Genomic DNA, 23,513 nt, shown 5'->3' with positions numbered 1-23,513 from the left:
CAGAATCTTAGAAAGCCCTACAACAACAATTGAACCATAGTTCAAACATACAAAAAGACCGTCTGAAACCATTTCAGACGGCCTTTTACTTTTACCTAACCCTCTTTATTTAACCGCAACCGCCGCATTTGCCGCAGCCGCTGCTGCAGTCGCGTTTTTTCGGTTTGAACACGAATTTTCGCAAGAGGAAGAATATGCAGGCGAGCATAATCAAGCCGACGATAATATATTGAGTCATGACGATAGTATCCTTGAAGAAATTTGGTAAACCACGAATGCGGCAAAATAAGCCATCAGGAACAAATAGCCTGTAATCATAAGCATATTTTTCGTGGATTTGGTTTCGCGTTTAATTACGGCCAAAGTTGCGGCACACATCGGAGCATACACATACCAAGCCAAGAAGGCAAAGGCAGTCGGCAAGCCCCAGTTGTTGTGTATGATAGGAATCAGTGCGTTTTGTACTGCATCTTCAGACGATGCGCTGACGGCGTAAACAGTACCCAAAGCGGCAACGACCACTTCGCGCGCGGCAATACCCGGAATCATGGCGATACACATTTCCCAAGTAAAGCCTAAAGGTGCAAAAAACGGCTGAATAGCATGACCAAGCGTACCTGCCAAGCTGTAATCGATGGCGGCACCGGTTGCGCCTTCAGGCGGTTGCGGCCAGCTTACCAAGCCCCACAGAACCACGGCCAACGCAAAAATGATGGTACCCGCGCGTTTCAGGAAGGCTTTTACCCTATCCCACAAGCTGGTCATGATGTGTTTGAAGTTAGGCGTACGGAAAGTCGGCAATTCCATCAAAAGTGGGAATTGTTGCACATTGCCTTTCATCCGCGCCAAGCGTTTCATGATATACGCTGCCAATGCGGCCGACAGAATGCCTACGATATAAAGAATAAACAATGTCAGGCCTTGCAGGTTGAAAATCCCACCCACTGTACGGTCAGGAATAACAGCGGCGATAATCAGCGCATACACTGGCAAACGTGCGGAACAAGTCAGCAACGGCGCAACCGCGATGGTAACAAGGCGTTCGCGCGGGTCGTTAATGGTACGCGCCGACATCACGGCAGGAACGGCACAGGCAAAGCTGGACAAAAGGGGAATAAACGAACGGCCGGACAAACCGCTTTTTGCCATGATGTTATCCAGCAGGAAGGCTGCACGCGGCAGATAGCCTGAGTCTTCCAATAGCAGGATAAAGGCAAACAAAATCGTAATCTGAGGCAGGAACACCAACACGCTGCCCAAACCGGCAATAACGCCGTTGACCAGCAAATCGTTGAGGATGCCCGGTTCCATGTTCGCGCCTATCCATTCTCCCAGTGCGGTAAAACCGCCTTCAATGGCATCCATAATCGGTGCCGCCCAAGTGTATACCGCTTGGAACACCATAAACAGGATCACCAGCAGCATAATCATGCCCCAGACGGGGTGCAGCACGATGTCGTCGAGTTTTTTGTGCCATGCGGGCAGCGTCATCTGGGTGCGTACCACTTGTGCCAAAATCGATTCGACTTCTTGATAAAGTTTGTCGCTATCCAGCGCATCGAGCGTGCGTTCGGCAGAGGTGGGGTTTGCGGGGAAAGAGCGTTTGCGCGGCAGCTTCGCCACGGCTTCGCGTACAGCCTGTACACCCGACGCGCTCACTGCAACTGTTTCCAAAACAGGTGCATCCAACAACTCGCTCAGTTTGGCCGCGTCGATATTCAAGCCCCTTTTGCGGGCCACGTCGCTCAAATTCAGCGACACCACCATAGGCAGTCCCAGCGTTTTCAGTTCCAAAATCATGCGCAGGGTCATACGCAGGTTGGTCGCGTCGGCAACGGCAATAATAGCATCGGGCGGAATGCCCATCTTGCCTACCATTACATCTTTCGCCACCGCTTCGTCGGGGCTGGTCGTGCGTAGGCTGTATGTGCCCGGCAGGTCGATAATGCGGACGGCCTCGTCGTCGAGGAAGGCGCCCTCGCGCTTATCGACAGTTACGCCCGGATAATTGGCAACCTTGGCATGTGAGCCGGTCAAACCGTTGAACAAAACGGTTTTGCCGCAGTTTGGCGCGCCAATCAAGGCAAAATAGCTTAGTTCCATCATTTTTCCTTATTCTTTCAGACGGCCTTAAACGGCCTCAACGATACGACACATAATCTTCCCGGCCTCTTCCAAACGCAGGGAAAATTGAGATTGGTTACCCAAACGTACCGCAAACGGGCCTCTCCCAAAACCACCCACTGCAATCACTTGCAACGGCATTCCGCTGGAAAAACCCAAATCTGCAAGGCGACGGGTTACCAAGGTATCCAAATCACCAAAAGCAGGATTGGAAATGATGGAATCAATATGTACGACTGCGCCTTTTTTCAGGCGTGACAAAGGAATGGTAGACATAAGCCTCTCTTTTCATTTGTTTTAAAAGTAGATTATTAAAAAAACGTGAGAAGAATGACGAATGTGCGGCACATTTGAAAGATTGGTTATGAGTGGCTATTTGCCCCTTCTTTCGATAAGTGCAGTTTGTTTTGAATACTGTTATTGTTTCCGTTAATGATAAGGTATATTGATATAAAAATCAAATGTAACAAGATAAACTAAAAAGGCTGAAATCCTTTTATCATTAGGATTTCAGCCTTTTTATACACTCAACAAACTAAAGGCCGTCTGAAAACTTTCAGACGGCCTTCAAAATAAAAAACCGAATCAAATCGGTTTTTTATTCCCATTCAGGGAAAGACTCTAAATTACAGAGCGTCTTTCAATGCTTTACCGGCACGGAATTTAGGAGTTTTAGCAGCAGCAATAGTCAAAGGCTCGCCAGTTTTAGGATTGCGGCCTTGACGTTCGGCGCGTTCGCCGACGTAGAAAGTACCGAAACCGACCAGAGTAACAGTGTCGCCGTTTTTCAACGCGTTGGTTACGGCATTAGTAGTAGCATCCAAAGCTTTTTGCGCAGCAGATTTGGAAATGCCGGCTTCTTGAGCAATTGCTTCGATCAATTCAGACTTGTTCACAATTAGTCCCTTCCTATCGTAAAAAATGATGAAATGCCCGAATACTCGGGGCTTAAGCACTTTTAAAGCACATACGCACTTTATAGCAATTCTGAAATTATCATGTCAAGTAAAAGATGTGGAATTGCCCTATTTTTGTGGCATTCAGGGCAAAACCACATTTTTTGCAACATCAGACGACCAACTTAATGCTTGGTTGCTTTTGTTCTTGACTTCGTCTTAGAAGTTTGCGGGGTCTCAGCAACCGCCAATTCAGCCGCCCATTGCTCAGGCTGAGCTTCCAAACCCAAAGCCAACACTTCATCAATCCATTTGACCGGATGAATGGTCAGACCGATTTTGACATTTTCAGGGATTTCTTCCAAATCTTTGACGTTGTCTTTTGGAATCAATACATGCTTGATACCGCCGCGCAAAGCAGCCAGCAGTTTTTCTTTCAAACCGCCAATCGGTAAGACTTCGCCACGCAAAGTGATTTCGCCGGTCATTGCTACGTCTGCACGCACCGGAATTTTGGTGAAAGCAGAAACTATCGCCAAAGTCATGGCGATACCTGCGCTCGGACCGTCTTTTGGCGTCGCACCTTCAGGCACATGGACGTGAATGTCTTTCTTCTCGTAAAAATCAGGAGCCAAACCCACTGATTCAGCACGAGAACGGACAACCGACCATGCAGCCGATACCGATTCTTTCATCACATCGCCCAGTTGGCCGGTGCATTGAATCGTACCTTTGCCCGGCAAGGCAACCGTCTCAACAGTCAACAACTCGCCACCGACTTCGGTCCAAGCTAGACCTGTTACCTGACCGATGCGGTTTTCGCTTTCGGCCACACCATAGTCGAAACGGCGCACGCCTAAATAGTCATGCAGATTTTTCTCAGTAACTTTAATCGCTTTAGGCTTGGCCTTGCTTACTGTTTTGGATTTGGACGCTTTTTTCTTGTCCTCATTCAAAGTAACCTGCATTACCACTTTGCGGCAGATTTTGGCAATTTCGCGATCCAACGAGCGGACACCGGCCTCGCGGGTGTAGTAACGGATAATATCGCGCACAGCACTTTCATCAACCACCAACTCACCCTCTTTCACACCATTGCGCTTCATTTGTTTCGGCACAAGGTATTGCATAGCGATATTGATTTTTTCGTCTTCCGTATAACCGGACAGACGAATAATTTCCATACGGTCAAGCAGCGGAGTCGGGATATTCAAGCTGTTTGAAGTGGCAATAAACATCACATCGCTCAAATCATAATCGACTTCGGCATAGTGGTCGGCGAACTTATTGTTTTGCTCAGGATCGAGCACTTCAAGCAATGCACTGGCTGGATCACCACGGAAATCGCTGCCCATCTTGTCGATTTCATCAAGCAGAAACAATGGGTTTTTCACCCCCGCTTTCGCCATGTTTTGCAGGATTTTGCCCGGCATAGAGCCGATATAGGTACGGCGGTGGCCGCGGATTTCGCTTTCGTCACGCACGCCGCCCAAGGCCATACGCACATACTGGCGGCCTGTCGCTTTGGCAATCGACTCACCCAAGGAAGTTTTACCCACCCCCGGAGGACCAACCAGACACAAAATCGGGCCTTTGAGCTTGTCCATACGTTTTTGAACGGCCAAATATTCCAAAATGCGCTCTTTGACTTTTTCCAAACCATAATGGTCGGCATTCAAAATCAAATCAGCCTTGGCAATATCTTTGCTGACACGGGATTTTTTCTTCCACGGCAGCTCAAGCAAAGTATCGATATAGTTGCGCACGACGGTAGATTCCGCAGACATCGGCGGCATCATTTTCAGTTTTTTCAATTCAGACAGACATTTTTCTTCAGCCTCTTTGCTCATGCCTGCTTCTTTGATTTTGTTTTCCAGCGCGTCCAACTCGTCGCGCTCGTCTTCTTCGCCCAACTCCTTCTGAATTGCTTTCACTTGCTCATTCAGGTAATACTCGCGTTGGGATTTTTCCATTTGACGTTTCACACGGCCACGGATGCGCTTCTCGACCTGCATGATGTCGAGTTCGGCTTCCAACTGCGCCAACAGAAATTCCAAACGCTCAACAATGCCGGCAGTCTCCAGCACATATTGACGTTGCTCCAATTTCAGCTGCAAATGCGCGGCAATAGTATCGGCAAGACGGCTGTTGTCATCGATACTGCTGATGGTACTGATAACTTCGGCAGGGATTTTTTTGTTCAATTTCGCATATTGCTCAAATTGAGTCAGCAAGGTACGACGCAAGGCTTCAATTTCGGAATTGTCCTTGTCGCTGTTTTCATCAATCGCCTCAACATGGGATAAAAACAGTCCGCCTGTTTCGTCAACCGTCAATGCGCGCGCACGACGGATACCTTCTACCAATACTTTAACGGTGCCGTCAGGCAGCTTCAAAACCTGCAAAACTTGGGCAACCGTACCAGTTTGGTGCAAATCTTCGGCTTTAGGGTCTTCTGTATTAGGGTCAAGCTGGGCCAACAGGAAAACCGGATCATCATTGGCCATTGCCGCCTCAAGGGCCGCAATCGATTTAGGACGACCGACGAACAGCGGCAATACCATATGCGGATACACCACGACATCGCGTAAAGGCAAAGTAGCCAGCGCACTGTATTCCTCGAAATATTTGTCTTTTGTCGGCATAGTTAATAATCTCAATCATTGTTAAATCAGAATGTAGCTCAAAATTGGGCTGAAGCGCTCCATTTCAAGACTTGAAAACAGCTTATCCGCACCTATTTTCGAAAACATCATTTTTAATAGCCCGATATGGACGTTTACGATAAAATATATCGGATTTCGGGCCGTCTGAAAACTTTTCAGACGGCCCTGGCTAACCAAACAAGGTAGTAAACCATGACAGACTCAACTGAAAAAAAATCATTAATTGAATTCCCTTGCACCTTTCCTGTAAAAGTCATGGGCGCGGTTCATCCGGAATTTGAATCCGCCATCTTGGAAACCGTGCGTAAACACGCTCCCGACACCGAGCCGCACCACATTACTACGCGCCCAAGCAGCAAAGGCAACTACACCAGCGCAACCGTCAAAGTAAATGTCGATAACCAAGAGCAGCTCGACAATATCTACCGCGACCTGACTTCACACGAATTGGTAAAAGTGGTGCTGTAATGAAAATCGTGCACAAAGGCTTGGTCGATTACCTGCCGACTTTCGAAGCCATGAAGGCATTTAATGCCTCGCGTGACGAAAACACCGAAGATGAATTATGGGTAGTCGAACATCCGCCCGTATTTACCCAAGGCTTGGCCGGAAAACCCGAACACCTCCTCATCCGCGATGATATTCCTGTTGTCCAAATTGACAGAGGCGGTCAAATTACCTACCACGGTCCCGGACAATTAGTCGTCTATACGATGATCAATTTCAAACGCCGTAAAACCAGCGTCCGCCATATCGTTTCCGCACTTGAAAACAGCATTATCGCCACCTTGGCAGAATACGGCATCGAAGCAGCCGCCGACCCCAAACGTCCCGGCGTTTACGTCGGCGAGCGTAAAATCGCTTCCCTAGGCCTGCGTATTAAAGACGGCTCCGTTTACCACGGCTTGGCGCTTAACGTGAACATGGATTTAAGTCCGTTCACCCATATCAATCCCTGCGGTTATGCCGGTATGGAAATGACCCAAATTGCCGACTACGTCTCTCCGGCACCCAGTTTGGCAGAAGTTTCAGACAAACTGACCAAGCATTTACAAAAAGAGCTGGCATAAGGCCGTCTGAAAATATTCAACCTTAACGCCATCTTTTAACTGCCCCTCTGAACCCACAAGCCCTTAGGCCATAAAGGCCGCAATCAGCTTTTCAGACGGCCTTTATAACGACAGAAAGAACACATCACCATGAGTGAAGAAGTAAAAAACGACCCAAAACGCGGTATCAAACTGAAAGGCGCAGATAAAACTGCACGCATTCCGATTAAAGTTGTTCCATTGGAACAAAAATTGAAAAAGCCCGAATGGATCCGCGCCAAATTACCGGGCAAGAAATTTTTTGAAATCAAAAACATTCTTCGCGAACAAAAAATGCATACCGTGTGCGAAGAAGCATCTTGTCCAAATATCAGCGAATGCTTTACCAAGGGTACGGCCACATTCATGATCATGGGCGATATTTGTACTCGCCGTTGCCCGTTCTGCGACGTTGGTCATGGCCGCCCCAATATGTTGGATCCTGATGAGCCTAAACACTTGGCTGAATCCGTCAAGTCCATGAACCTGCGCTATGTCGTGATTACTTCCGTCGACCGTGACGACCTGCGTGATGGCGGCGCCCAACACTTCGCCGACTGCATTAAAGCCATCCGTGAAACCAGCCCGAATACCAAAATCGAAATCCTTGTTCCCGATTTCCGCGGCCGTCTAGACATCGCACTGGAAATCTTGGCAGAAACACCGCCCGACGTGATGAACCACAACTTGGAAACCCATCCAAGCCTGTATAAAAAAGCCCGTCCGGGTGCCAACTACCAACACTCCCTCGAGCTTCTGCGCCGCTACAAAGAAATGATGCCCCATATCCCAACCAAGTCCGGCATCATGGTCGGCTTGGGCGAAACAGACGAGGACGTGCGCGAAATCATGCGCGATATGCGTGCCAACAATATCGAGATGATTACCATCGGCCAATATCTGCAACCTTCAGACGGCCACTTGCCCGTCTTGCGCTATGTAACGCCCGACCAATTCAAAGTTTTTGAAAAAGAAGCATACGAATTAGGCTTTACCAATGCCGCCATCGGTGCAATGGTTCGCTCCAGCTACCATGCAGACGAACAAGCAGCCGAAGCTTTGCGTGAAACCCACGGCGGTTGTAGCCACCACTAAGGTTTAAATCATATAAGGCCGTCTGAAAAACAGTTCTCTGATTTTTCAGACGGCCTTTATTTAGTCAAAATAACTATACAAGATTTTTTAGATTTAAAAAAATAAACCTTAGTCGGACTCTATTGAGTCAATTTTAAGTAATACAAAAAAGCGGCAAAACAGGATAAATACTGTTTGCCGCTTTTTGATTTATTTCTTTATTTTACTTCTTCAACAATTTTGCCGCTTCAATCGCATAGTAAGTCAAAATACCATCGGCGCCGGCGCGTTTGAATGCCAACAGGCTTTCCAAAATGGTTTTTTCGCCATCTAACCAACCGTTTTGAATGGCTGCCTGAAGCATGGCATATTCGCCGGAAACTTGGTAAGCATAAGTCGGGACGCCGAACTCGTCTTTAACTTGGCGGACGACATCCAGATACGGCAGTCCTGGTTTTACCATGACCATATCTGCACCCTCTTGAATATCCAATGCAACTTCGTGCAAGGCTTCATTAGTGTTTGCAGGGTCCATTTGGTAGGTTTTCTTGTCTGCCTTACCCAAATTGCCGGAGCTGCCGACGGCATCGCGGAACGGGCCATAGAACGCTGAAGCATATTTTGCCGAATACGCCATAATGCGCGTATGGATATGTCCAGCATCTTCTAAGGCTTCACGGATGGCAAGAATACGTCCGTCCATCATGTCTGACGGGGCAATAACTTGTGCGCCTGCATCGGCATGACACAAAGCCTGTTTTACCAAAACTTCAATGGTTTCATCGTTCAGGACATAGCCATTTTCATCGGTTAAACCGTCTTGGCCGTGAATGGTATAGGGATCCAAGGCAACGTCGGTCATGATACCCAGCTCTGGGAATTTCTCACGCAGGGTTCGTACTACTGTCGGCACCAAGCCTTCAGGGTTATACGCCTCCTCCGCAAACTCGGTTTTGTTTTGCGTTACTACGGGAAACAAAGCCAGCATAGGAATGCCGAGCTTCAGTGCTTCTTCAGCGGTAAACAACAATTTGTCCAAACTTTGGCGTTTGACACCCGGCATGGATGGGACTGCCTCTTCCTGATTCTGGCCTTCCAATACAAAAACCGGATAGATCAAATCATCTGCCGTCAAAGTATGCTCGCGCATCAGACGACGTGAAAAATCATCTTTACGCATACGGCGCATACGGGTGTTTGAGACATAACGCGGAGGGAAATTCATAACAATTGCCTTTCAATAATGAAGTCTTAAAATTAGTCTTCGACTTGACGTATGGCTTTGACCGAACGTTTGATTTTGCTGAGCGTACCGGTTTTATAACTATTACGTTCCTGTTCGGTCATACCGTTTTGATCCAATTTGTCGATATTTTTCAATGCCTCGGCATACTGGCCGTCTGAAAGTTTTTCCTGTTTGATGCGCCAACGGTTGTTCACTTCGGAAGCCGTCCATAAGCCTACTTTGTTGTAGTAGAACAAAATGCTTGCCGCCAGCGTCTTCATATCGCTATCGGGTTTGGCACTGCCGATACTGCGGCCGATACGGTTGTTACGTTGATCGACTGCCTGGTCGGCAAGGTAACGGCTGAAGTAGTCGTCTTTACCTTCTCTCAACTCCATATCCGTCAGGCGCGCATTACCTGCTTTTTCGGCAATAATGCTGTCGAATTTAGAAGCAATCGCTGCCTGCCATAATGCTTGGCGTACGGCATTGACCTGTGTTCCCCTACTGTCGCCGTTTGCTTTGTCGTCCAAACCTGTACGCTCGGCAAAGCGTGTGGCATTACTGGTCATATTGATTAAGCCTTCGTCTTCCATGCCGATAACTTGGGCGGCTACGGGATGGTTAAGCGCGAATTGAGCCATTTTACTGCGGCGGCTTTGATCTTCCTGATACGATTGACAGCCGGACAATACCAGCATGCCGAAAACGGCGCATTGAATGTGTTTTTTAATATGTTTCATGATGTAACTATCGATATTATTGTGTGAGTTCAACTTCTTTGTTTAACATAGAAACGCCCGTAAGCGCAAAATAATTCCCATACGGCCAAATCGGCGCATGAATGGCTATTTTATAATAAAAATAAGGCCGTCTGAAAATTTTCAGACGGCATAAGTATTTTTAACCTACCAAGCTTCGAATTTGCGGCCAATAAAACAGACAGGCTATCGAGCAAATAGCAATACTGATACCGGCTGCATTAATGCTACTGATTTTTTCTTTAAATATTGCTGCACCAATCAGCGTACCTAAAACAATCACGCCGATGTTCATACCGGCAAACACCAAGGTCGGATTATCCTTCATGATTTGGTGTGCTGAGATATAGGTAACAATATTTAAAAAGTTCAGGCAACCCAAAATCATACCACCCACTATGCCCTCTTTGGTCCATTTGCTTCCTTTGGCAAACAGGTAGCCAAACATCAAGATGCCGGCCAAACAAAACGCCACCAGCAAATTGCCGGCAAACGCGGTACCGCTTTTCGCCACTTGTTTGAACAAAATATCGATGACACCGTAGCCGCACCAAACACCTAAAAGCAGCATCACTTGCGTACTGAGGCCTCCGGATTTCTTGCCACCATCGCTTTTCCAAAGCAAGAAAAACAGTGCCGTAAATGCCAATACCAAACCAATCAGACGGCCTTCGGTCAACTGATCATGGAAAAGCGTGAATGAAGCGACAATCGGCAGAAACAGCGATAAGCGTTGCGCTGCGTCCGATTTGACGATACCTGCCGCATCTACGGATTTGCCCATAATGACAAACACAGTTGGCAACAATATGCCCAAGGCCGCAAAAAGCCACCAAGTCGGTAAAAATACCTGCGGATTGCTCAAATCAGGCTTTAACACCAGCATGGTCAAAGTGACGGCAACGATATAGTTTACCGCCACCGCCTGCTCGATATTGATTTTTTGCTTGCGCGCCACTTTTAGCAATACGGAAACCAACACGCTGCAAACGATACTTGCCAATAAATATGCCATGCTTTAGAACCATCCTTGAGTGGAGACAGGCTTATCCTCATTCAGTTTAATCAGTCCGATGACTACACGGTAAATAAACCAAATGGCAGTTACCAACAGAATCAACCAACCAATCAAGATAAGTGTAGTAAAAGTTCCCAAAACCGTACCCACCAAAGACACCCAAAATGTCTTAATCAAATAATCGATATGGCTGGCGTAAATGGTACCTTGAGCCTCATCGCGTTTAACATACGCCATAATCACACCGACAACGGGGGTAAACAAAATTAATAAGCCCACAGCATATGTAACATAAGCAATAAAAACATAGTTTTTCACGTCAGAGTTGGGCGTATTGACCACATTTGTCGCCATATTAGTGAAGTTGTCGGTATTGACTTCCTGACGCTCGTACTGCATAGCCGCATCATAAGCCAGACGTTTTTCCGGATGAGACAATACTTCAAACGCCTGTCCGATGACTTTAAACCGCTCCGCATCTTTCTGAATATCCGGATTGGCCACCAATTTGCCATAAGCCTCGCAGATAACGTTGATATCAGCATCCTGAGACACACCCAAAACTTCGTATAAATTTAATTGTTCCATCTGTTTTCCAGTCCTTTATGAATCTACTGCAACATGAACATCTTGCGGATTGAGCGCCCGCAGGTTTTCAGGCTTCATGCCCACGATAAACCCACGTTTGCCGCCATTGATAAAAATCTCGTCCAAAGCCCAAATGCTTTCTTCCACATAAACCGGCAACGCAGTTTTCATACCGAACGGCGACGTACCGCCGACCAAATAGCCCGTCCATTTCGCGGCCTGATCTGCCGTTGCCGGCTCGATGTGTTTCAAGCCCAGTTCGCGCGCCAGATTGCGGGTAGAAATATGTTTGTCGCCGTGCATTAAAACAACCAAGCCTTTTTTATGCTCATCCTGCAAAACAATCGTTTTGATGACCTGATGCTCGGGCTTGCCCGTACATTCGGCAAAACGCGCCGTACCGCCGTGTTCTTCATACGCGTAAACATAAGGAACAAAATCGATTTTCTTATTGCGTAAAAAACGTACTGCCTGCGTAACCGGATATTCTGCTTTACTCATGGATTGTTTTCCACCATCCTTTTCAGACGGCCTCTCTTAAATGTGGAACGTAAACAACTGCAATGTTACCATACCTTCTTTTTGAAATCAGGAGACAACATGGACATCCGCTATCTTGGTGCAAGCAAACGCTATTCGGAAGCCGTCGTAGCCAACGGCTTGGTTTTCCTCTCCGGCATGGTTCCCGAAAATCCTGAAGCCGATGCCAAAGCGCAAACTGAAAACGTTTTGGCGCAAATCGATTCATGGCTCGTGCAATGCCAATCCGACAAAGCCCATATTTTGGAGGCTACCATCTATCTGCCTGATATGAACGACTACGCCGCCATGAACGAAGCCTGGGACGCATGGACAGCCCCTGAACGCGCTCCGGCCCGCGCCTGCGTGGAGGCGAAACTGGCTTCGCCCGACTGGAAGGTTGAAATCAAAATCACCGCCCTTCAAACCAAATAAAGCACAAATGTCAGGCCGTCTGAAAACGCCGCTTCAATCAAGCAAGCGCAGTTTTTCAGACGGCCTTTATTCTTTTGCGGTACAATACCGCCCTTAAATTTTTCTATTATTTCAAAGCACAAACAGCCATGTCCAAAAAAACCAAGCAAGAATTAGAAAACAACAAACTCAGCAAACGCCTACGCCACGCCGTCGGCGATGCTATTAATGATTTCAACATGATCGAACCGGGTGACAAAATCATGGTCTGCCTCTCAGGCGGCAAAGACAGCTACGCCCTTTTAGACATCCTGCGCCAGCTTCAAGCCAGCGCGCCGATTGATTTTGAACTGGTCGCCGTCAATCTCGACCAAAAACAGCCGGGCTTCCCCGAAGAAGTATTGCCGACCTATCTCGAAAGTATCGGCGTTCCCTACAAAATCGTTGAAGAAGACACCTACTCCACCGTTAAACGCGTGTTGGACGAAGGCAAAACGACTTGTTCGCTGTGCAGCCGTTTGCGCCGCGGTATTCTCTATCGCACTGCAAAAGAATTGGGTTGCACCAAAATCGCCTTGGGACACCACCGCGACGACATCCTCGCTACCATGTTCCTGAATATGTTTTACGGTGGCAAACTCAAAGCGATGCCGCCCAAACTGGTAAGCGACAACGGCGAACACATCGTCATCCGTCCTCTGGCGTATGTCAAAGAGAAGGACTTGATCAAATACGCCGAGCTGAAGCAATTCCCAATTATCCCATGCAACCTCTGCGGCTCTCAGCCCAACTTGCAACGCCAAGTCATTGGCGACATGCTGCGCGATTGGGACAAACGCTTCCCCGGCCGTATCGAGTCTATGTTCTCCGCCCTGCAAAACGTCGTTCCATCGCATTTGGCCGATACCGAACTTTTCGACTTTGTCGGCTTGGAACGCGGTCAAAGCCTGAAACACGGCGGCGACTTGGCGTTTGACAGCGAAAAAATGCCGGAACGTTTCTCCGACGGCAGCGAAGAGGACGAAAGCGAAATCAAAATCGAACCTCAAAAAGCCGAACGCAAAGTCATCAATATTTTGGCAAACAAACCTAAAACCTGCGGTTTATAATTCCATTTAATTTTCAGACGGCCTTTCGGTAGCTATTTACCGAAAGGCCGTCTGAATATTCATATTTGAAATTTTTTCTATTCTTTTTTATCTATTCTTTCCCTGACAAACCGTGCAGCAGCAACCCCAATATATCCTGCGGCAGCTTTTGTGGTGCAGCGGTATAAAGTGCAGTCAGTTGCGGATGGTGCATCAATATATCTGCCTGACGGATGAACAGGTCAATGAGCTCCACCGGCAAATCGGGCTGAATCAGGCGGCGTTGTTGTAGAGTATGGAAGAAGCCGCGCATAAAAGCGTATTTTTCTTCGTTCAATTCGTGGAAAAATCGCTCCAGCTCCAAATCGGTGTTCTCTTCAATGTCGCGCAGGAAAGCGGCGGAATAGAGTTCTTCAAACGATTGTTTTTGCAGGGCAAACACAGCCTCGGCGGCTTCGCGGAGGCAGCATTGCCGTTCAAGCAGATTTTCAAATTCGGCACGGACGCGGTTTTTCTGCTCGGTAACAATTTCCTGCAAGAGTGCGTTTTTACCGCTGTAATATTTGTAAAAAGTGACGCGGCTGACGCTGGCCTCGGCGCAGATGCTGCCTACGGATACGGCGGAAAAGCCATGTTCGCGGAATAAGCGGCGGGCGGTGTCGGCGATGGTTTGTTGTTTGCTGGCAGTCATGACGGTAAGAAGATTTTGATTTTGTTCATAAAGGAGGTTCGTTAAAGTTATCCGCAAGTCGGATGCTTATCATATTTCCCCACGGCGGCAATGGCAATATGGCGGCTTTCAAACGACCTCTTTCCTTATCCCTCCGCTCCGCCCTACGAATGAGGGCTATCGGATGCTTAGCAGGCCAAATTCATGAAGATTACAGAATCTGCCTCCTCCAACCTTCTCCTCAAAATAGGAGAGGATAGGAGAGGGATTTTTTTGGGCGATTCACAAGATAAGAAGGGAAGTAAAGTGAATGATAAACACTTGCATTCCTGTTTCTTATTTCTTATACTTTACATTAATAGTTTATTTTATGTAAATGTGTAAACACAAATATTTGCATACTGACGGAGCAATTGGATTACCCGATGTTCAATCCACCCCGACGTATGCCGTCTGAAAGGATAAGGAAATGCAGAAACACACCCTCCGCCGCCTGCCGCTGCTGCTTGCCGTCGCCTTTGCCTCCGAATGGATTTATGCCGCCGATGCGGCGCAAGATGCGGAACAGGTGCAGTTGGAAGAAGTCGTCGTCACCGGCGAACGCACCAATCGCAGCGGCTTTGAAACCGCCACGTCCAACCGCGTTTTCACCGCGCCGAACATCGACCGCAGCGGCCACAATCTTTCCGCAACCGACCTGCTCAAACAGACTGTGAACACGGTGGACTTGGGTAGCGGCAACGATTTGCCGACCGTGCGCGGCGTGGACGGCTCTGGTCCTGCCGTCGGTGCGGTGGCATTTTTTGCGGGCACGCGGCCGCGCCTGAACCTGTCCATAGACGGCCGCTCCGCCACTTACAACGAATACGCCTTCGGCACGCAGTCGCTGTGGGACATGCAGCAGGTAGAAGTCTTGCGCGGGCCGCAAAGCCATGTGCGCGGGCAGAACGCGGTGGCTGGCGCAGTGGTGATGCGCTCCAAAGACCCGACCGACGAATGGGAAGGCGCGCTGCGCTTGGGTTTGGGCAACCAGAAAACGCGCAACATCGCCGGCGTAGTGTCCGGCCCGATTGTGAAAAACAACCTTGCCTTCAGATTGAGCGCGGAGCGGCAGCAACGCGAAAGCTATGAGCCGTTCATGTCCTACGAGCCGACCGGCAACCCGCGCCGCGTGGAAAACACCAGCGTGCGCTTCAAACTCCTGCTCACGCCCGAAAACCATCCCGATTTTTACAGCCGCCTGACGCTGAACCACATCCGTTCGCGCACGCCGCAAAACGAAATCATGGGCAACACCGCCAGCCGCCGTTTTTTAAAGGAAAAACCCGTGTTCGTAACCGGCTCGACATCGGGCATCTGGGATGTATCGTGGCAGCTTAACGACTATCTGAAACTGGAAAACAAACTGGTTTACAGCCGCTACCACAACGAGCGGCTGCACCTGCCGATGACCGTCAGCCCGCAAGGCGTGCCCGCCGAACTCAAAGGCCGCGAACTGCAATGGGAGCCGGTATTGCATTTTTCAAACAAAGGCCGTCTGAAAGGTCTTGCCGGACTGCACTACTTCCGCAGCAAACAAGACGAATGGGTGGACATCCGCAGCGTCGGCGGCCGCAACACCTTTGACGACCGCAACAGCGTGCGCGCCCTGTTTGCCGAAACCACATACAGCCCCAGCGAAAAATGGGACATCACAGCCGCCGCACGCCTTGAAAAAGAAACGCACAAACGAAGCGGCGGCAGCGGCGCACTGCACCTTGATTTGGACAAAGGCCAGACCGTGTTCCTGCCCAAAATTGATATCGCCTTCAAACCCACCGACCAATGGGTTAGCGGCATCAAAGCCGCGCGCGGCTACAACCCCGGCGGCGCAGGCATCACCTTCGGCCGCCCTGTCGTAGCCTACTCTTATGAACCCGAATATGTGAACAACTACGAGTGGTACACCCGCTGGCGCAGCGCAGACCGCCGCCTGCAACTCTCCGGCAACCTGTTCCTGAACCACTACCGCGACATGCAGCTCCCCTTCTATCTCGGTACCAACTCCGTCGTCATCCGCAACGCCAAAAAAGTCCATACCTACGGCGCGGAACTCGCCGCCGACTGGCAGGCGACCGACAGCCTGAAACTCACCACCGGACTGGGGCTGCTCAACACCAAAATTAAAAGCTATCCCGACAGCGGCATCGAAGGCAACAAACTCGGCCGCGCGCCCAAATACACCGCCAACATCGGCGTGAAATACCTGAACGACAAAGGCTGGGAAGCCGGCGGCGACGTGCGCTTCTACGGCGGCTACTACTCCGCCGCCGACAATGCCGAATCAGGCAAAATCAGCGCATACAACCAAGTCAACCTCTACACCGCCTACAACTTCAAACAAGGCCGCGTCTCGCTCTACGCCGACAACGTGTTCAACCGCCGCCGCCCCATATTCATTTCCAGCGCCGACCGCCAAGACGCACTCTACCAACGCCCCAGAAGCGTAGGCGTGAGCGCGGAATGGAAGTTTTAAATGAAGCTGAAATGATGGAGGCCGTCTGAAAAAACATAGGTCGGACATTTATGCCCGACCTACCGTTTATTCCTCCAAAACACCCAAAGGAATCCCATGCACTACTTCACCCCCGCAAAAACCCTGCCCGAAGGCACCATCTACCTGACCGACCTGACCCACGTCGCCGACTTCGCCAACTGGCTGACCGAATTCGAAACCCTGTTAAACCAAACCTCCCGCTTCGCCACCGTCTGCACCCCGATGCGGCGGCAGGTAAGCGATGAACAGCGCATTGCCGACCGCAAAACTTACATCGAATGGATAAAGGCACACCGGCCGCAACTGTCCGAACGCTGCGCCGCCATGCTCCTTATCGAACCCGACGCGGCGCAACTGGCGTTTTTCCGCGAACAATCGTCCAAACTCGGCCCCGCGCTGGGTGTGAACTACATCGTCGAAGCAGATGAAACAACCGCCCTGCTTCGCGCAGAAGAAGCGTTGAAGGCCGTCTGAAAAGATACTAAACCTATTTAAATACAAATCAAGTATTGCCACCCAATATGTTCAGACGGCCTTGTTCCTTTATTTGCCTTATCTTCAAAAGAATCATGTGATGTCCGACAATCAGACTTCCCCAAACTCACGCGACTGGCTGCTGCTTATCGGCGGCAGCACTTACAAATTCACGCTAACCGGTTTTTATCTGGTCGCGCTAGTCGCTATTTTGAAAAATCACGGTTACAGCCTGAACCAACTGAGCTGGATACATTTAATCGGCAGTATCGAAGCGGCGAAGGTATTGTTTGCCGCACTGATGGAGCGGCGGCCGGCGGGGCGGTTCGGACGGTTTCGCGGCTGGCTGCTGGCGGCGACGCTGGGGCTTTCGGCAGTGTTCGGGCTGATGGCCTGTACCGACATAACGCAGAACTTTGCTCTGCTTTTGACCTGCTGCATACTGCTCTCGGCGATGTCGGCGGTGTACGGCTGCGCGATGCTGGGTTTGTCGTGCATCGTCCTGCCGCACCGCGAACGCGGCTTCGGCGGCGTAATTCAGACGATGGCGGCGCGCGGCGGCAAGATGATCGGCGGCGCGCTGGTGTTGTGGCTGTATCAGGAATACGGACAGACGGCGGCTGCGGGCTTGATGCTGGCGTTCAGCCTGCTGATGCTGCAGCAACTCTTGTACTACCGCGAGCCGGAAAGTCCGACTGAGCAAGGCAATTGGACGGCATTGGCAGCACGGCTGGTTTCTTTTTGGCAGCAACCTGAAACGGGCTGGCGGTGGCTGTTTTTGCTGTTTGCCGTTGCCGCACCGTATGCGTTTATGGCGGCAACCTTTGTGCCCAAACTGGCGGATTTGGGCTTCACCCCGAAGCAGACGGGCGGAATTCTGGCGGTGGGTATTCCTGTTGCCTGCCTGATTGTGACGCCGCTGTCGGGCTGGTTTTCGCGCAATTATCCGCGCCGCAAACTCGTGTTCCTACTCTACGCGCTGCAACTGCCGCTTTTGGCGTCCATGACTGCCATCGACACGCTCGCCCGCGTCGGCTCTTGGCTGCCGCCCGCGCAAATCGTCGCCCTGAGCCTGAGCTACACGCTGCTGCTGCCGGTGATACTGGCCTTGGTGATGGACAAATCCGACCGCGCCACCGCCGCACTCGACAGCAGCCTGCAATTTTCCGTCGTCCTGCTCGGCAGTTACGCGGCCGGTTTCGTTGCCCTGCAGCTGGCAAAGGCTATTGGTTATACAGATGCGTATTGGGTTGCAGTGTACTTAGCCGTATTGGTAGGCCTGCTTTTATATTTGAATAGAAATTTATTCAATCATTCAGAGCGTGATTCACAATAATTCGCTTAGATATTTATCCATCGATTTTAATTGGGCGTGCCTCCGGATAATTTTTCATTTTATTGCACAATCTCTCATGAAAATATAACAAAACGTGCCCATAATACTGCCATTATTACACTCTTAAATTTAAAAGGAACCTCATGACTGCTGTTCTCATCATTCTCGGCTTGATCGCCATTGCTGTCGGCATTTTAGGCACGATTTACCCTGCCTTACCCGGATTGGGTTTGATGTTTGGTGGCGCATGGCTGTTGGGTTATGCCGGCGATTATCAAGTGTTTGGCTCGGGTACGCTGACCTTTTTGGCTATCGTTGCCGTCTTCGGTACTGCGATGGACTATGTGGCAGGGGCATTGGGTGCAAAATATACCGGAGCAAGTAAAACCGCGGTTTGGGGTGCATTTATCGGCGGCATCGTCGGCGCATTCTTCTCCATTCCCGGCTTGTTGCTCGGCCCGTTGACCGGTGCGGCCATCGGCGAATTTATCGCACGCAAAGACACTTGGCAGGCAGGCAAAGTCGGTATCGGTACGTTTATCGGCTTCATCATCGGCACCGTAGCCAAAATCGGCTGCGCCTTGACCATCGCACTGACCATCCTGTTTGTTTGGTTGGCCTCGTTGTTCTAAGACAAAACATTAAAGGCCGTCTGAATTTCAAGTATTCAGACAGCCTTTTTATTTCATTGGTTATTTGCCGCAGCAAGCTTTGTACTTTTTACCGCTGCCACATGGGCAAGGATCGTTACGCCCCACTTTTTCGCCTTCACGGCGTACGGTTTGCGGCTTATTGATGATGGCCTGCCAGTACCAGTAAATATCCAGCAGGGCATGTGGCAAATCAGATTCCAGCTGGGTCAGCTCTTTTTCATTCAGATGCAAGATGACTTCGCCGTTTTCCTCATCATCATAGATACCACCCAAAGCCATAATCGGATAGAACAAATCTTCAAACTCTTCCTGATCGACTGCTTCAAACCAATCGGTAGGCACAATATCCAGTGCGTAAAGGTAGGCATTACACCAAGTGTAGAAATCCGGATTACCGGCTTCATCTTCATAAAACCACAGATCAGGCAGGATTTTTTCGTTGAGCTTCATGCGCATATCGGCGGCCATTGCCATGACCAAACGTTCGATTTCGGTGCGCTCTTTGGCATCAAACAAAGATTCCTCACCCAAAATCTCTGGCAGCCAGTTGGTCGGATTCAAAGCATCCGGACCGCTCAATAAAGCCATCATAAAACCTTGAACCTCATCACAACGCATGGTGTTATGGGCTTCAGATTTGGCATCCAGCAATTCCATCAAGCGGCTGCGTGCCGCTTCATCAAAAGTCAGTATTTGCATTTTTGTTCCTTAAAATAAAATCGTATTATTGTTTTCAGACGGCCTAGGCATGGATACGTTGCCGCATTTGTTCAAACAGACAAACCGTTGCCGCCATCGCGACATTCAAGGATTCGGTTTGCCCCAACATGGGGATTTTGACACAGGCAGTAGCCTTCTCTTTTACCGTTTCGCTCACGCCGCTGCCTTCATTGCCAAATACCCAAGCACAAGGTTGACTGAGGTCCATTTCATACAAACCGATATTGCGACCGCCCAAGGCAGTTGCCCAAATTTGATGCTGATACGTTTCCATCCAAGCGGATAATTCCACTCGGCTGAAAATAGACAGCAGAAAATGCGCACCCATCCCCGCTCGCAACACTTTGGGCGACCAGATATCCACGGAATCATTGCCGCACACGATTTGCCTGACTCCGGCCGCCGCTGCGCTGCGCAAAATTGTCCCTGCATTGCCGGGGTCTTGTACCCGCTCCAATACCACGCAATCGCCGTCTGAAGGCAAACCAGTTTGCTTCGGAATATCAATCCAAGTCATCACATCATCGGCATCGGTCAGGCTGGTGATTTTAGATAGCGCTTCGTTACCGACCCAGGTAATCAATCCCTCATCCAACTGTGCCGTAATTTCTTGAATTTCAGGATGTTGCTGTTTCTTTTCAGGCAGGTAAACCTGTTTGGGCGTACCGCTGCTTTGCAAATAAGTTTGCAGCAGATGTACGCCTTCCAATACGGTTTCACCGCTTTCGCGCCTTGCTTTGGCCTGCGTCAGCAGACGGAATAAATGTTTGAGCTGTTCGTTTTGAGCAGAGGTAATCAGTTTCATGGAGCGCATTATAACTGTTTTGACTTCATTGAAGCTATGCTTTCAGACGGCCTGACGGTTTTGCTACGAAAATAAAAAACCCTTGCAATGAAGCAAGGGTTTCACATAATTTCATTTTTTACTGCACAACAGTCTGTTGATCATTTTTTTGCTCAGTACGGACAGTCGGACGGTTTTCAAGTTTACCGTTTTTTGCCGCATTCGGCACAACAGTCTCGCCAGGCTCAGAAGCTGCTTTATCAACAGGCGTACCGCTTACCGGAATAATATTTTGGGCAGGCTGAGTATTAGACTTCTCTGCAACCGGCATAGCGTCACGAGAAGTTTGCGGTGTAAATTGCCATACTGCAACAGCAATCGCACACACACTGGCAGTGGCTGCGAAAAATTTGAAGAAACCGCTATTGGCCGCTTCACGCTGAGAATATTTTTCCTGTTTGCCTTCAGCTTCGGCTTGAGGCACTGTAAATGCTTTGCTTTGCATGGTTTCACCGGCAACACTCGCCACCGCACCCTGACGGATACAGTCGCCGATAATGTGGTACTCATGCCAAGCGCGCATAGCTTCCTCGTCTGCCAATACGGCATCCAGCATCTCATCAGTCAATGCTTCACCGTCCATCAATGCAGACACATACTCCAATGCTTTATTTGTTTTGTCGTTCATTTTTATTACCACCTTTGATCTTCAGAAGTATCCAACAGCGGCCGCAAATCTTTTGCAATCAGTTCACGCGCTCTGAAAATACGCGAACGTACAGTACCTATCGGACAATCCACTACCCGAGCTATTTCTTCGTAAGACAAGCCATCCATTTCCCTAAGCGTAATGGCTTGACGCATATCGTCTGGCAGTTGCGCAATGCTTGCTTCGACGGTCTGCAAGATTTCCCGATTCATCATTTCAGCTTCCGGCGTATGGTAATCCGCAATCTGATCGGTTAAATCAAGAACATCTCCCTCCTCATTGGCCGCTTCCGAGCTGACAAAAAACTGACGACCCGAAGTGGTCAGGAAATTCTTTGCCGTATTGATACCGATACGGTACAGCCATGTATAAAATGCACTTTCTCCACGAAAATTTGCCAATGCACGATAAGCCCTAATCATTGCCTCTTGGGTTACATCGTGCACTTCATGCTCATCCTGAATAAAACGGGAAATCAGTCTGTTTAGCCGACGCTGATACTTGGACATCAGCATCTCGAATGCCTTATGGTCACCTTTCTGTGCGCGCTCCACCAAAACTTGATCTATTTGGCGATCGTTCATATTCAACCTTTAATCGTTTTACTGCTTTAAACCAAAAATAGTAAAGCGTGCTGTGCACAGTAAAGACAGTAACGCTTTGAAATAGTTCCACGAAATTACACTCAATTGCCAAAGTTTATTCGTATAGATACTCTAACATTGACTATATTTCTTGATATACATGGGCTTAATAAAAGTAGTTTAATTACTAATAGTTACTAAACTTAGAGTCAACCACTTTATCTTTTGCTATATATTTGGCTAACTTTTCATGAACAGGTAAATAACCTTGTTCCATTCGAACATCGCTTCCCACCCGAAGATTAACAACAGCAAGGCACTTGTTGCCCATACTTAGGATAATCGGCCAATATTTACGGACGAGTGGCATAATATGACACTCTTGCAATAGTTTTTCGACTGATTTTTCCCTCTGTCCAAACTGAATCACATCACCTTTGGCCACACTTCTAAGTACCGCCGGCTTCTCCAACTCCTCTTCTGACAAACCTCCCTTAAAGGGTAATAAAACGAAACCGTTTTCCAACAAAATATCTTTCAGACGGCCTCGAACTTCGCTACCATTACACCAAGGCAGTTTTTGAAACTCACTTTCCTGACAAACAAACAGCTTATCTCGATATGCGACCAGTTCTCCGTCTGGTAAATTCAACTGCGCCTGATCTGCGGTTTCCAATACTCGGGCAAAATCGGCAATACTGTGATAAGAAGGCAATGATTCCGTTTGCTTTCGCAAAAAATACCAAAGCAGCCGACGACGCAAAAGCGGCATACATTGCCTCCACAGACTGATGCTGAATATTCCGTTTGGACTGATGCGCTGGTATTCAGACTCAATCAATTCATCTAAAAGCTGCAAATCTTCCTGCAATAATCGAACATTAGCACAAATTTGCTGCTCAAAATTCGGAATACGCTGCTGCCATTGCAGCAAAGCCTGACTTCTCATCCAATTGCGTAAATAGCCGGAGTCTTCATTACTTTCGTCTTCAACAAAAGACAATCCCCATTGTTGCGCATACTCAGCCAATTCCTGACGGGAAAATGCCAAAAGCGGCCGCCAAATTTGAATCTCTTCATTTAAATCACGCCATACCGGCATGGCCGCCATACCGCGCAATCCGCCCCCACGCACAGCCGACAACATAAATGTTTCGATTTGATCATTACGGTGATGGGCCAAAACAATGATTTTCTTCAGGCCGTCTGAAAATGCCTGATATCGTGCAGCCCTGGCCGCAGCCTCCAAACCTTTTCCTTGTTTTTCCACATTGACACGGCACACTCGCAAGGCAACATTCAGACGCTGACAATAATCCTGACAAAATTTTGCCCAACTGTCGGCATTGGTGCTTAAACCATGATGAACATGGACGGCACGCAAATCAAAATAGCGAAATTCGCGCATCCGATGCAAAAGATGCAGCAGGACGACAGAATCCAATCCGCCACTCAAGCCAACTTCAACAACAGTATGGCTCGGTAAATCAGGAAAAGCTGCTTGAAAACTTTTAAATAGGGAATCAGGGGATACTTGCGACATTTCAGACGACCTGAAATTGTGAATTACTCAAAAATTGAACACA

The 23,513-nt window shown here is 48.9% G+C and carries 25 protein-coding genes; 9 read left to right on the top strand and 16 right to left on the bottom strand.

The window, feature by feature from the left end:
* Positions 1-109: 109 nt before the first annotated feature.
* From O3682_RS04880 to lon, 5 genes are all read right to left on the bottom strand, one after another.
* Entirely contained in the window at positions 110-238 is a 129-nt protein-coding gene (locus tag O3682_RS04880) for a FeoB-associated Cys-rich membrane protein (protein ID WP_084824579.1), read from the bottom strand.
* Positions 235-2,103 (bottom strand): ferrous iron transporter B, encoded by a 1,869-nt coding sequence (feoB, locus tag O3682_RS04875; protein WP_049333813.1) that lies wholly within the window; start codon positions 2,101-2,103, stop codon positions 235-237. The genes O3682_RS04880 and feoB overlap by 4 nt, the downstream gene beginning before the upstream one ends.
* Before the next feature lie 27 nt (positions 2,104-2,130).
* Positions 2,131-2,400 carry a FeoA family protein gene (locus O3682_RS04870; RefSeq protein ID WP_314458934.1) on the bottom strand — a complete coding sequence of 90 codons (270 nt, stop codon included), beginning with the start codon at positions 2,398-2,400 and terminating at the stop codon, positions 2,131-2,133.
* Positions 2,401-2,750: 350 nt separating this feature from the next.
* Positions 2,751-3,020, bottom strand: a complete 270-nt coding sequence (locus O3682_RS04865; RefSeq protein ID WP_003683413.1) for an HU family DNA-binding protein — start codon at positions 3,018-3,020, stop codon at positions 2,751-2,753.
* Between the two features lie 185 nt (positions 3,021-3,205).
* A complete protein-coding gene (lon, locus tag O3682_RS04860; RefSeq protein WP_371508755.1) occupies positions 3,206-5,665 on the bottom strand; it encodes an endopeptidase La in 2,460 nt (819 codons plus the stop codon).
* A gap of 213 nt (positions 5,666-5,878) precedes the next feature.
* Here lon and O3682_RS04855 point away from each other — a divergent pair, with 213 nt between their 5' ends.
* The 3 genes from O3682_RS04855 (at position 5,879) to lipA (ending at position 7,869) form a co-directional block, all read left to right on the top strand.
* The gene (locus tag O3682_RS04855; protein WP_049328369.1) at positions 5,879-6,154 is read left to right on the top strand and encodes an HP0495 family protein; all 276 of its coding nucleotides are present in this window, start codon (positions 5,879-5,881) and stop codon (positions 6,152-6,154) included.
* Positions 6,154-6,756: a lipoyl(octanoyl) transferase LipB gene (lipB, locus tag O3682_RS04850; RefSeq protein WP_049352317.1), complete on the top strand. Its 603-nt coding sequence runs from the start codon at positions 6,154-6,156 to the stop codon at positions 6,754-6,756. The genes O3682_RS04855 and lipB overlap by 1 nt, the downstream gene beginning before the upstream one ends.
* Before the next feature lie 129 nt (positions 6,757-6,885).
* The gene (lipA, locus tag O3682_RS04845) at positions 6,886-7,869 is read left to right on the top strand and encodes a lipoyl synthase (protein ID WP_003683323.1); all 984 of its coding nucleotides are present in this window, start codon (positions 6,886-6,888) and stop codon (positions 7,867-7,869) included.
* Between the two features lie 202 nt (positions 7,870-8,071).
* Here lipA and hemB read toward each other — a convergent pair whose 3' ends face one another.
* From hemB to ybaK, 5 genes are all read right to left on the bottom strand, one after another.
* On the bottom strand, positions 8,072-9,073 hold the full coding sequence (gene hemB / locus O3682_RS04840; RefSeq protein WP_371508753.1) for a porphobilinogen synthase: 1,002 nt from the start codon (positions 9,071-9,073) through the stop codon (positions 8,072-8,074).
* Positions 9,074-9,105: 32 nt separating this feature from the next.
* Entirely contained in the window at positions 9,106-9,816 is a 711-nt protein-coding gene (locus tag O3682_RS04835) for a DUF6973 domain-containing protein (RefSeq protein WP_371508751.1), read from the bottom strand.
* Between the two features lie 160 nt (positions 9,817-9,976).
* Positions 9,977-10,849 carry an EamA/RhaT family transporter gene (locus tag O3682_RS04830; RefSeq protein WP_371508750.1) on the bottom strand — a complete coding sequence of 291 codons (873 nt, stop codon included), beginning with the start codon at positions 10,847-10,849 and terminating at the stop codon, positions 9,977-9,979.
* A 3-nt stretch (positions 10,850-10,852) separates the two neighbouring features.
* A complete protein-coding gene (locus tag O3682_RS04825; protein WP_371508748.1) occupies positions 10,853-11,440 on the bottom strand; it encodes a DnaJ domain-containing protein in 588 nt (195 codons plus the stop codon).
* A 15-nt stretch (positions 11,441-11,455) separates the two neighbouring features.
* Positions 11,456-11,941: a Cys-tRNA(Pro) deacylase gene (gene ybaK / locus O3682_RS04820; RefSeq protein ID WP_371508747.1), complete on the bottom strand. Its 486-nt coding sequence runs from the start codon at positions 11,939-11,941 to the stop codon at positions 11,456-11,458.
* Between the two features lie 99 nt (positions 11,942-12,040).
* On the opposite strand from ybaK, the gene O3682_RS04815 reads away from it, so the two are divergent.
* On the top strand, positions 12,041-12,394 hold the full coding sequence (locus O3682_RS04815; protein ID WP_371508746.1) for a RidA family protein: 354 nt from the start codon (positions 12,041-12,043) through the stop codon (positions 12,392-12,394).
* 128 nt (positions 12,395-12,522) lie between these two features.
* On the top strand, positions 12,523-13,482 hold the full coding sequence (ttcA, locus tag O3682_RS04810) for a tRNA 2-thiocytidine(32) synthetase TtcA (RefSeq protein WP_004519719.1): 960 nt from the start codon (positions 12,523-12,525) through the stop codon (positions 13,480-13,482).
* Positions 13,483-13,573: 91 nt separating this feature from the next.
* Here ttcA and O3682_RS04805 read toward each other — a convergent pair whose 3' ends face one another.
* Positions 13,574-14,152, bottom strand: coding sequence for a TetR/AcrR family transcriptional regulator (locus O3682_RS04805; protein ID WP_371508744.1), 579 nt, complete (start codon positions 14,150-14,152; stop codon positions 13,574-13,576).
* Between the two features lie 448 nt (positions 14,153-14,600).
* Here O3682_RS04805 and O3682_RS04800 point away from each other — a divergent pair, with 448 nt between their 5' ends.
* The 4 genes from O3682_RS04800 to O3682_RS04785 all read left to right on the top strand — a co-directional run bounded on the left by O3682_RS04800 (position 14,601) and on the right by O3682_RS04785 (position 19,109).
* Positions 14,601-16,646 carry a TonB-dependent receptor gene (locus tag O3682_RS04800; protein ID WP_371508742.1) on the top strand — a complete coding sequence of 682 codons (2,046 nt, stop codon included), beginning with the start codon at positions 14,601-14,603 and terminating at the stop codon, positions 16,644-16,646.
* Between the two features lie 96 nt (positions 16,647-16,742).
* Positions 16,743-17,141 carry an extensin gene (locus O3682_RS04795; protein WP_371508740.1) on the top strand — a complete coding sequence of 133 codons (399 nt, stop codon included), beginning with the start codon at positions 16,743-16,745 and terminating at the stop codon, positions 17,139-17,141.
* Positions 17,142-17,241: 100 nt separating this feature from the next.
* Positions 17,242-18,477, top strand: coding sequence for an MFS transporter (locus tag O3682_RS04790; protein WP_371508738.1), 1,236 nt, complete (start codon positions 17,242-17,244; stop codon positions 18,475-18,477).
* Positions 18,478-18,620: 143 nt separating this feature from the next.
* Positions 18,621-19,109: a DUF456 domain-containing protein gene (locus O3682_RS04785; RefSeq protein WP_371508736.1), complete on the top strand. Its 489-nt coding sequence runs from the start codon at positions 18,621-18,623 to the stop codon at positions 19,107-19,109.
* Positions 19,110-19,169: 60 nt separating this feature from the next.
* Here O3682_RS04785 and O3682_RS04780 read toward each other — a convergent pair whose 3' ends face one another.
* From O3682_RS04780 to tilS, 5 genes are all read right to left on the bottom strand, one after another.
* The gene (locus tag O3682_RS04780; RefSeq protein ID WP_371508734.1) at positions 19,170-19,829 is read right to left on the bottom strand and encodes a UPF0149 family protein; all 660 of its coding nucleotides are present in this window, start codon (positions 19,827-19,829) and stop codon (positions 19,170-19,172) included.
* Positions 19,830-19,872: 43 nt separating this feature from the next.
* The gene (locus tag O3682_RS04775) at positions 19,873-20,655 is read right to left on the bottom strand and encodes a TrmH family RNA methyltransferase (RefSeq protein ID WP_371508804.1); all 783 of its coding nucleotides are present in this window, start codon (positions 20,653-20,655) and stop codon (positions 19,873-19,875) included.
* Positions 20,656-20,773: 118 nt separating this feature from the next.
* Positions 20,774-21,322, bottom strand: coding sequence for a sigma-E factor negative regulatory protein (locus O3682_RS04770; RefSeq protein WP_371508732.1), 549 nt, complete (start codon positions 21,320-21,322; stop codon positions 20,774-20,776).
* Between the two features lie 5 nt (positions 21,323-21,327).
* Positions 21,328-21,927 (bottom strand): RNA polymerase sigma factor RpoE, encoded by a 600-nt coding sequence (gene rpoE, locus O3682_RS04765; protein ID WP_036493687.1) that lies wholly within the window; start codon positions 21,925-21,927, stop codon positions 21,328-21,330.
* Between the two features lie 187 nt (positions 21,928-22,114).
* Positions 22,115-23,470: a tRNA lysidine(34) synthetase TilS gene (gene tilS, locus O3682_RS04760; protein ID WP_371508730.1), complete on the bottom strand. Its 1,356-nt coding sequence runs from the start codon at positions 23,468-23,470 to the stop codon at positions 22,115-22,117.
* Between the last annotated feature and the right edge of the window lie 43 nt (positions 23,471-23,513).

This window comes from Neisseria sp. 27098_8_112, assembly GCF_041433235.1.
Lineage (GTDB): Bacteria > Pseudomonadota > Gammaproteobacteria > Burkholderiales > Neisseriaceae > Neisseria.
This window is presented reverse-complemented; position numbering and strand designations above follow the sequence as displayed.

Bases quoted from the DNA above. Each gene is read 5' to 3' on its own strand.
- O3682_RS04880 (WP_084824579.1), bottom strand. From the start codon at position 238: ATGACTCAATATATTATCGTCGGCTTGATTATGCTCGCCTGCATATTC.
- feoB (WP_049333813.1), bottom strand. From the start codon at position 2,103: ATGGAACTAAGCTATTTTGCCTTGATTGGCGCGCCAAACTGCGGCAAA.
- O3682_RS04870 (WP_314458934.1), bottom strand. From the start codon at position 2,400: ATGTCTACCATTCCTTTGTCACGCCTGAAAAAAGGCGCAGTCGTACAT.
- lon (WP_371508755.1), bottom strand. From the start codon at position 5,665: ATGCCGACAAAAGACAAATATTTCGAGGAATACAGTGCGCTGGCTACT.
- O3682_RS04855 (WP_049328369.1), top strand. From the start codon at position 5,879: ATGACAGACTCAACTGAAAAAAAATCATTAATTGAATTCCCTTGCACC.
- lipB (WP_049352317.1), top strand. From the start codon at position 6,154: ATGAAAATCGTGCACAAAGGCTTGGTCGATTACCTGCCGACTTTCGAA.
- lipA (WP_003683323.1), top strand. From the start codon at position 6,886: ATGAGTGAAGAAGTAAAAAACGACCCAAAACGCGGTATCAAACTGAAA.
- hemB (WP_371508753.1), bottom strand. From the start codon at position 9,073: ATGAATTTCCCTCCGCGTTATGTCTCAAACACCCGTATGCGCCGTATG.
- O3682_RS04835 (WP_371508751.1), bottom strand. From the start codon at position 9,816: ATGAAACATATTAAAAAACACATTCAATGCGCCGTTTTCGGCATGCTG.
- O3682_RS04830 (WP_371508750.1), bottom strand. From the start codon at position 10,849: ATGGCATATTTATTGGCAAGTATCGTTTGCAGCGTGTTGGTTTCCGTA.
- O3682_RS04825 (WP_371508748.1), bottom strand. From the start codon at position 11,440: ATGGAACAATTAAATTTATACGAAGTTTTGGGTGTGTCTCAGGATGCT.
- ybaK (WP_371508747.1), bottom strand. From the start codon at position 11,941: ATGAGTAAAGCAGAATATCCGGTTACGCAGGCAGTACGTTTTTTACGC.
- O3682_RS04815 (WP_371508746.1), top strand. From the start codon at position 12,041: ATGGACATCCGCTATCTTGGTGCAAGCAAACGCTATTCGGAAGCCGTC.
- ttcA (WP_004519719.1), top strand. From the start codon at position 12,523: ATGTCCAAAAAAACCAAGCAAGAATTAGAAAACAACAAACTCAGCAAA.
- O3682_RS04805 (WP_371508744.1), bottom strand. From the start codon at position 14,152: ATGACTGCCAGCAAACAACAAACCATCGCCGACACCGCCCGCCGCTTA.
- O3682_RS04800 (WP_371508742.1), top strand. From the start codon at position 14,601: ATGCAGAAACACACCCTCCGCCGCCTGCCGCTGCTGCTTGCCGTCGCC.
- O3682_RS04795 (WP_371508740.1), top strand. From the start codon at position 16,743: ATGCACTACTTCACCCCCGCAAAAACCCTGCCCGAAGGCACCATCTAC.
- O3682_RS04790 (WP_371508738.1), top strand. From the start codon at position 17,242: ATGTCCGACAATCAGACTTCCCCAAACTCACGCGACTGGCTGCTGCTT.
- O3682_RS04785 (WP_371508736.1), top strand. From the start codon at position 18,621: ATGACTGCTGTTCTCATCATTCTCGGCTTGATCGCCATTGCTGTCGGC.
- O3682_RS04780 (WP_371508734.1), bottom strand. From the start codon at position 19,829: ATGCAAATACTGACTTTTGATGAAGCGGCACGCAGCCGCTTGATGGAA.
- O3682_RS04775 (WP_371508804.1), bottom strand. From the start codon at position 20,655: ATGAAACTGATTACCTCTGCTCAAAACGAACAGCTCAAACATTTATTC.
- O3682_RS04770 (WP_371508732.1), bottom strand. From the start codon at position 21,322: ATGAACGACAAAACAAATAAAGCATTGGAGTATGTGTCTGCATTGATG.
- rpoE (WP_036493687.1), bottom strand. From the start codon at position 21,927: ATGAACGATCGCCAAATAGATCAAGTTTTGGTGGAGCGCGCACAGAAA.
- tilS (WP_371508730.1), bottom strand. From the start codon at position 23,470: ATGTCGCAAGTATCCCCTGATTCCCTATTTAAAAGTTTTCAAGCAGCT.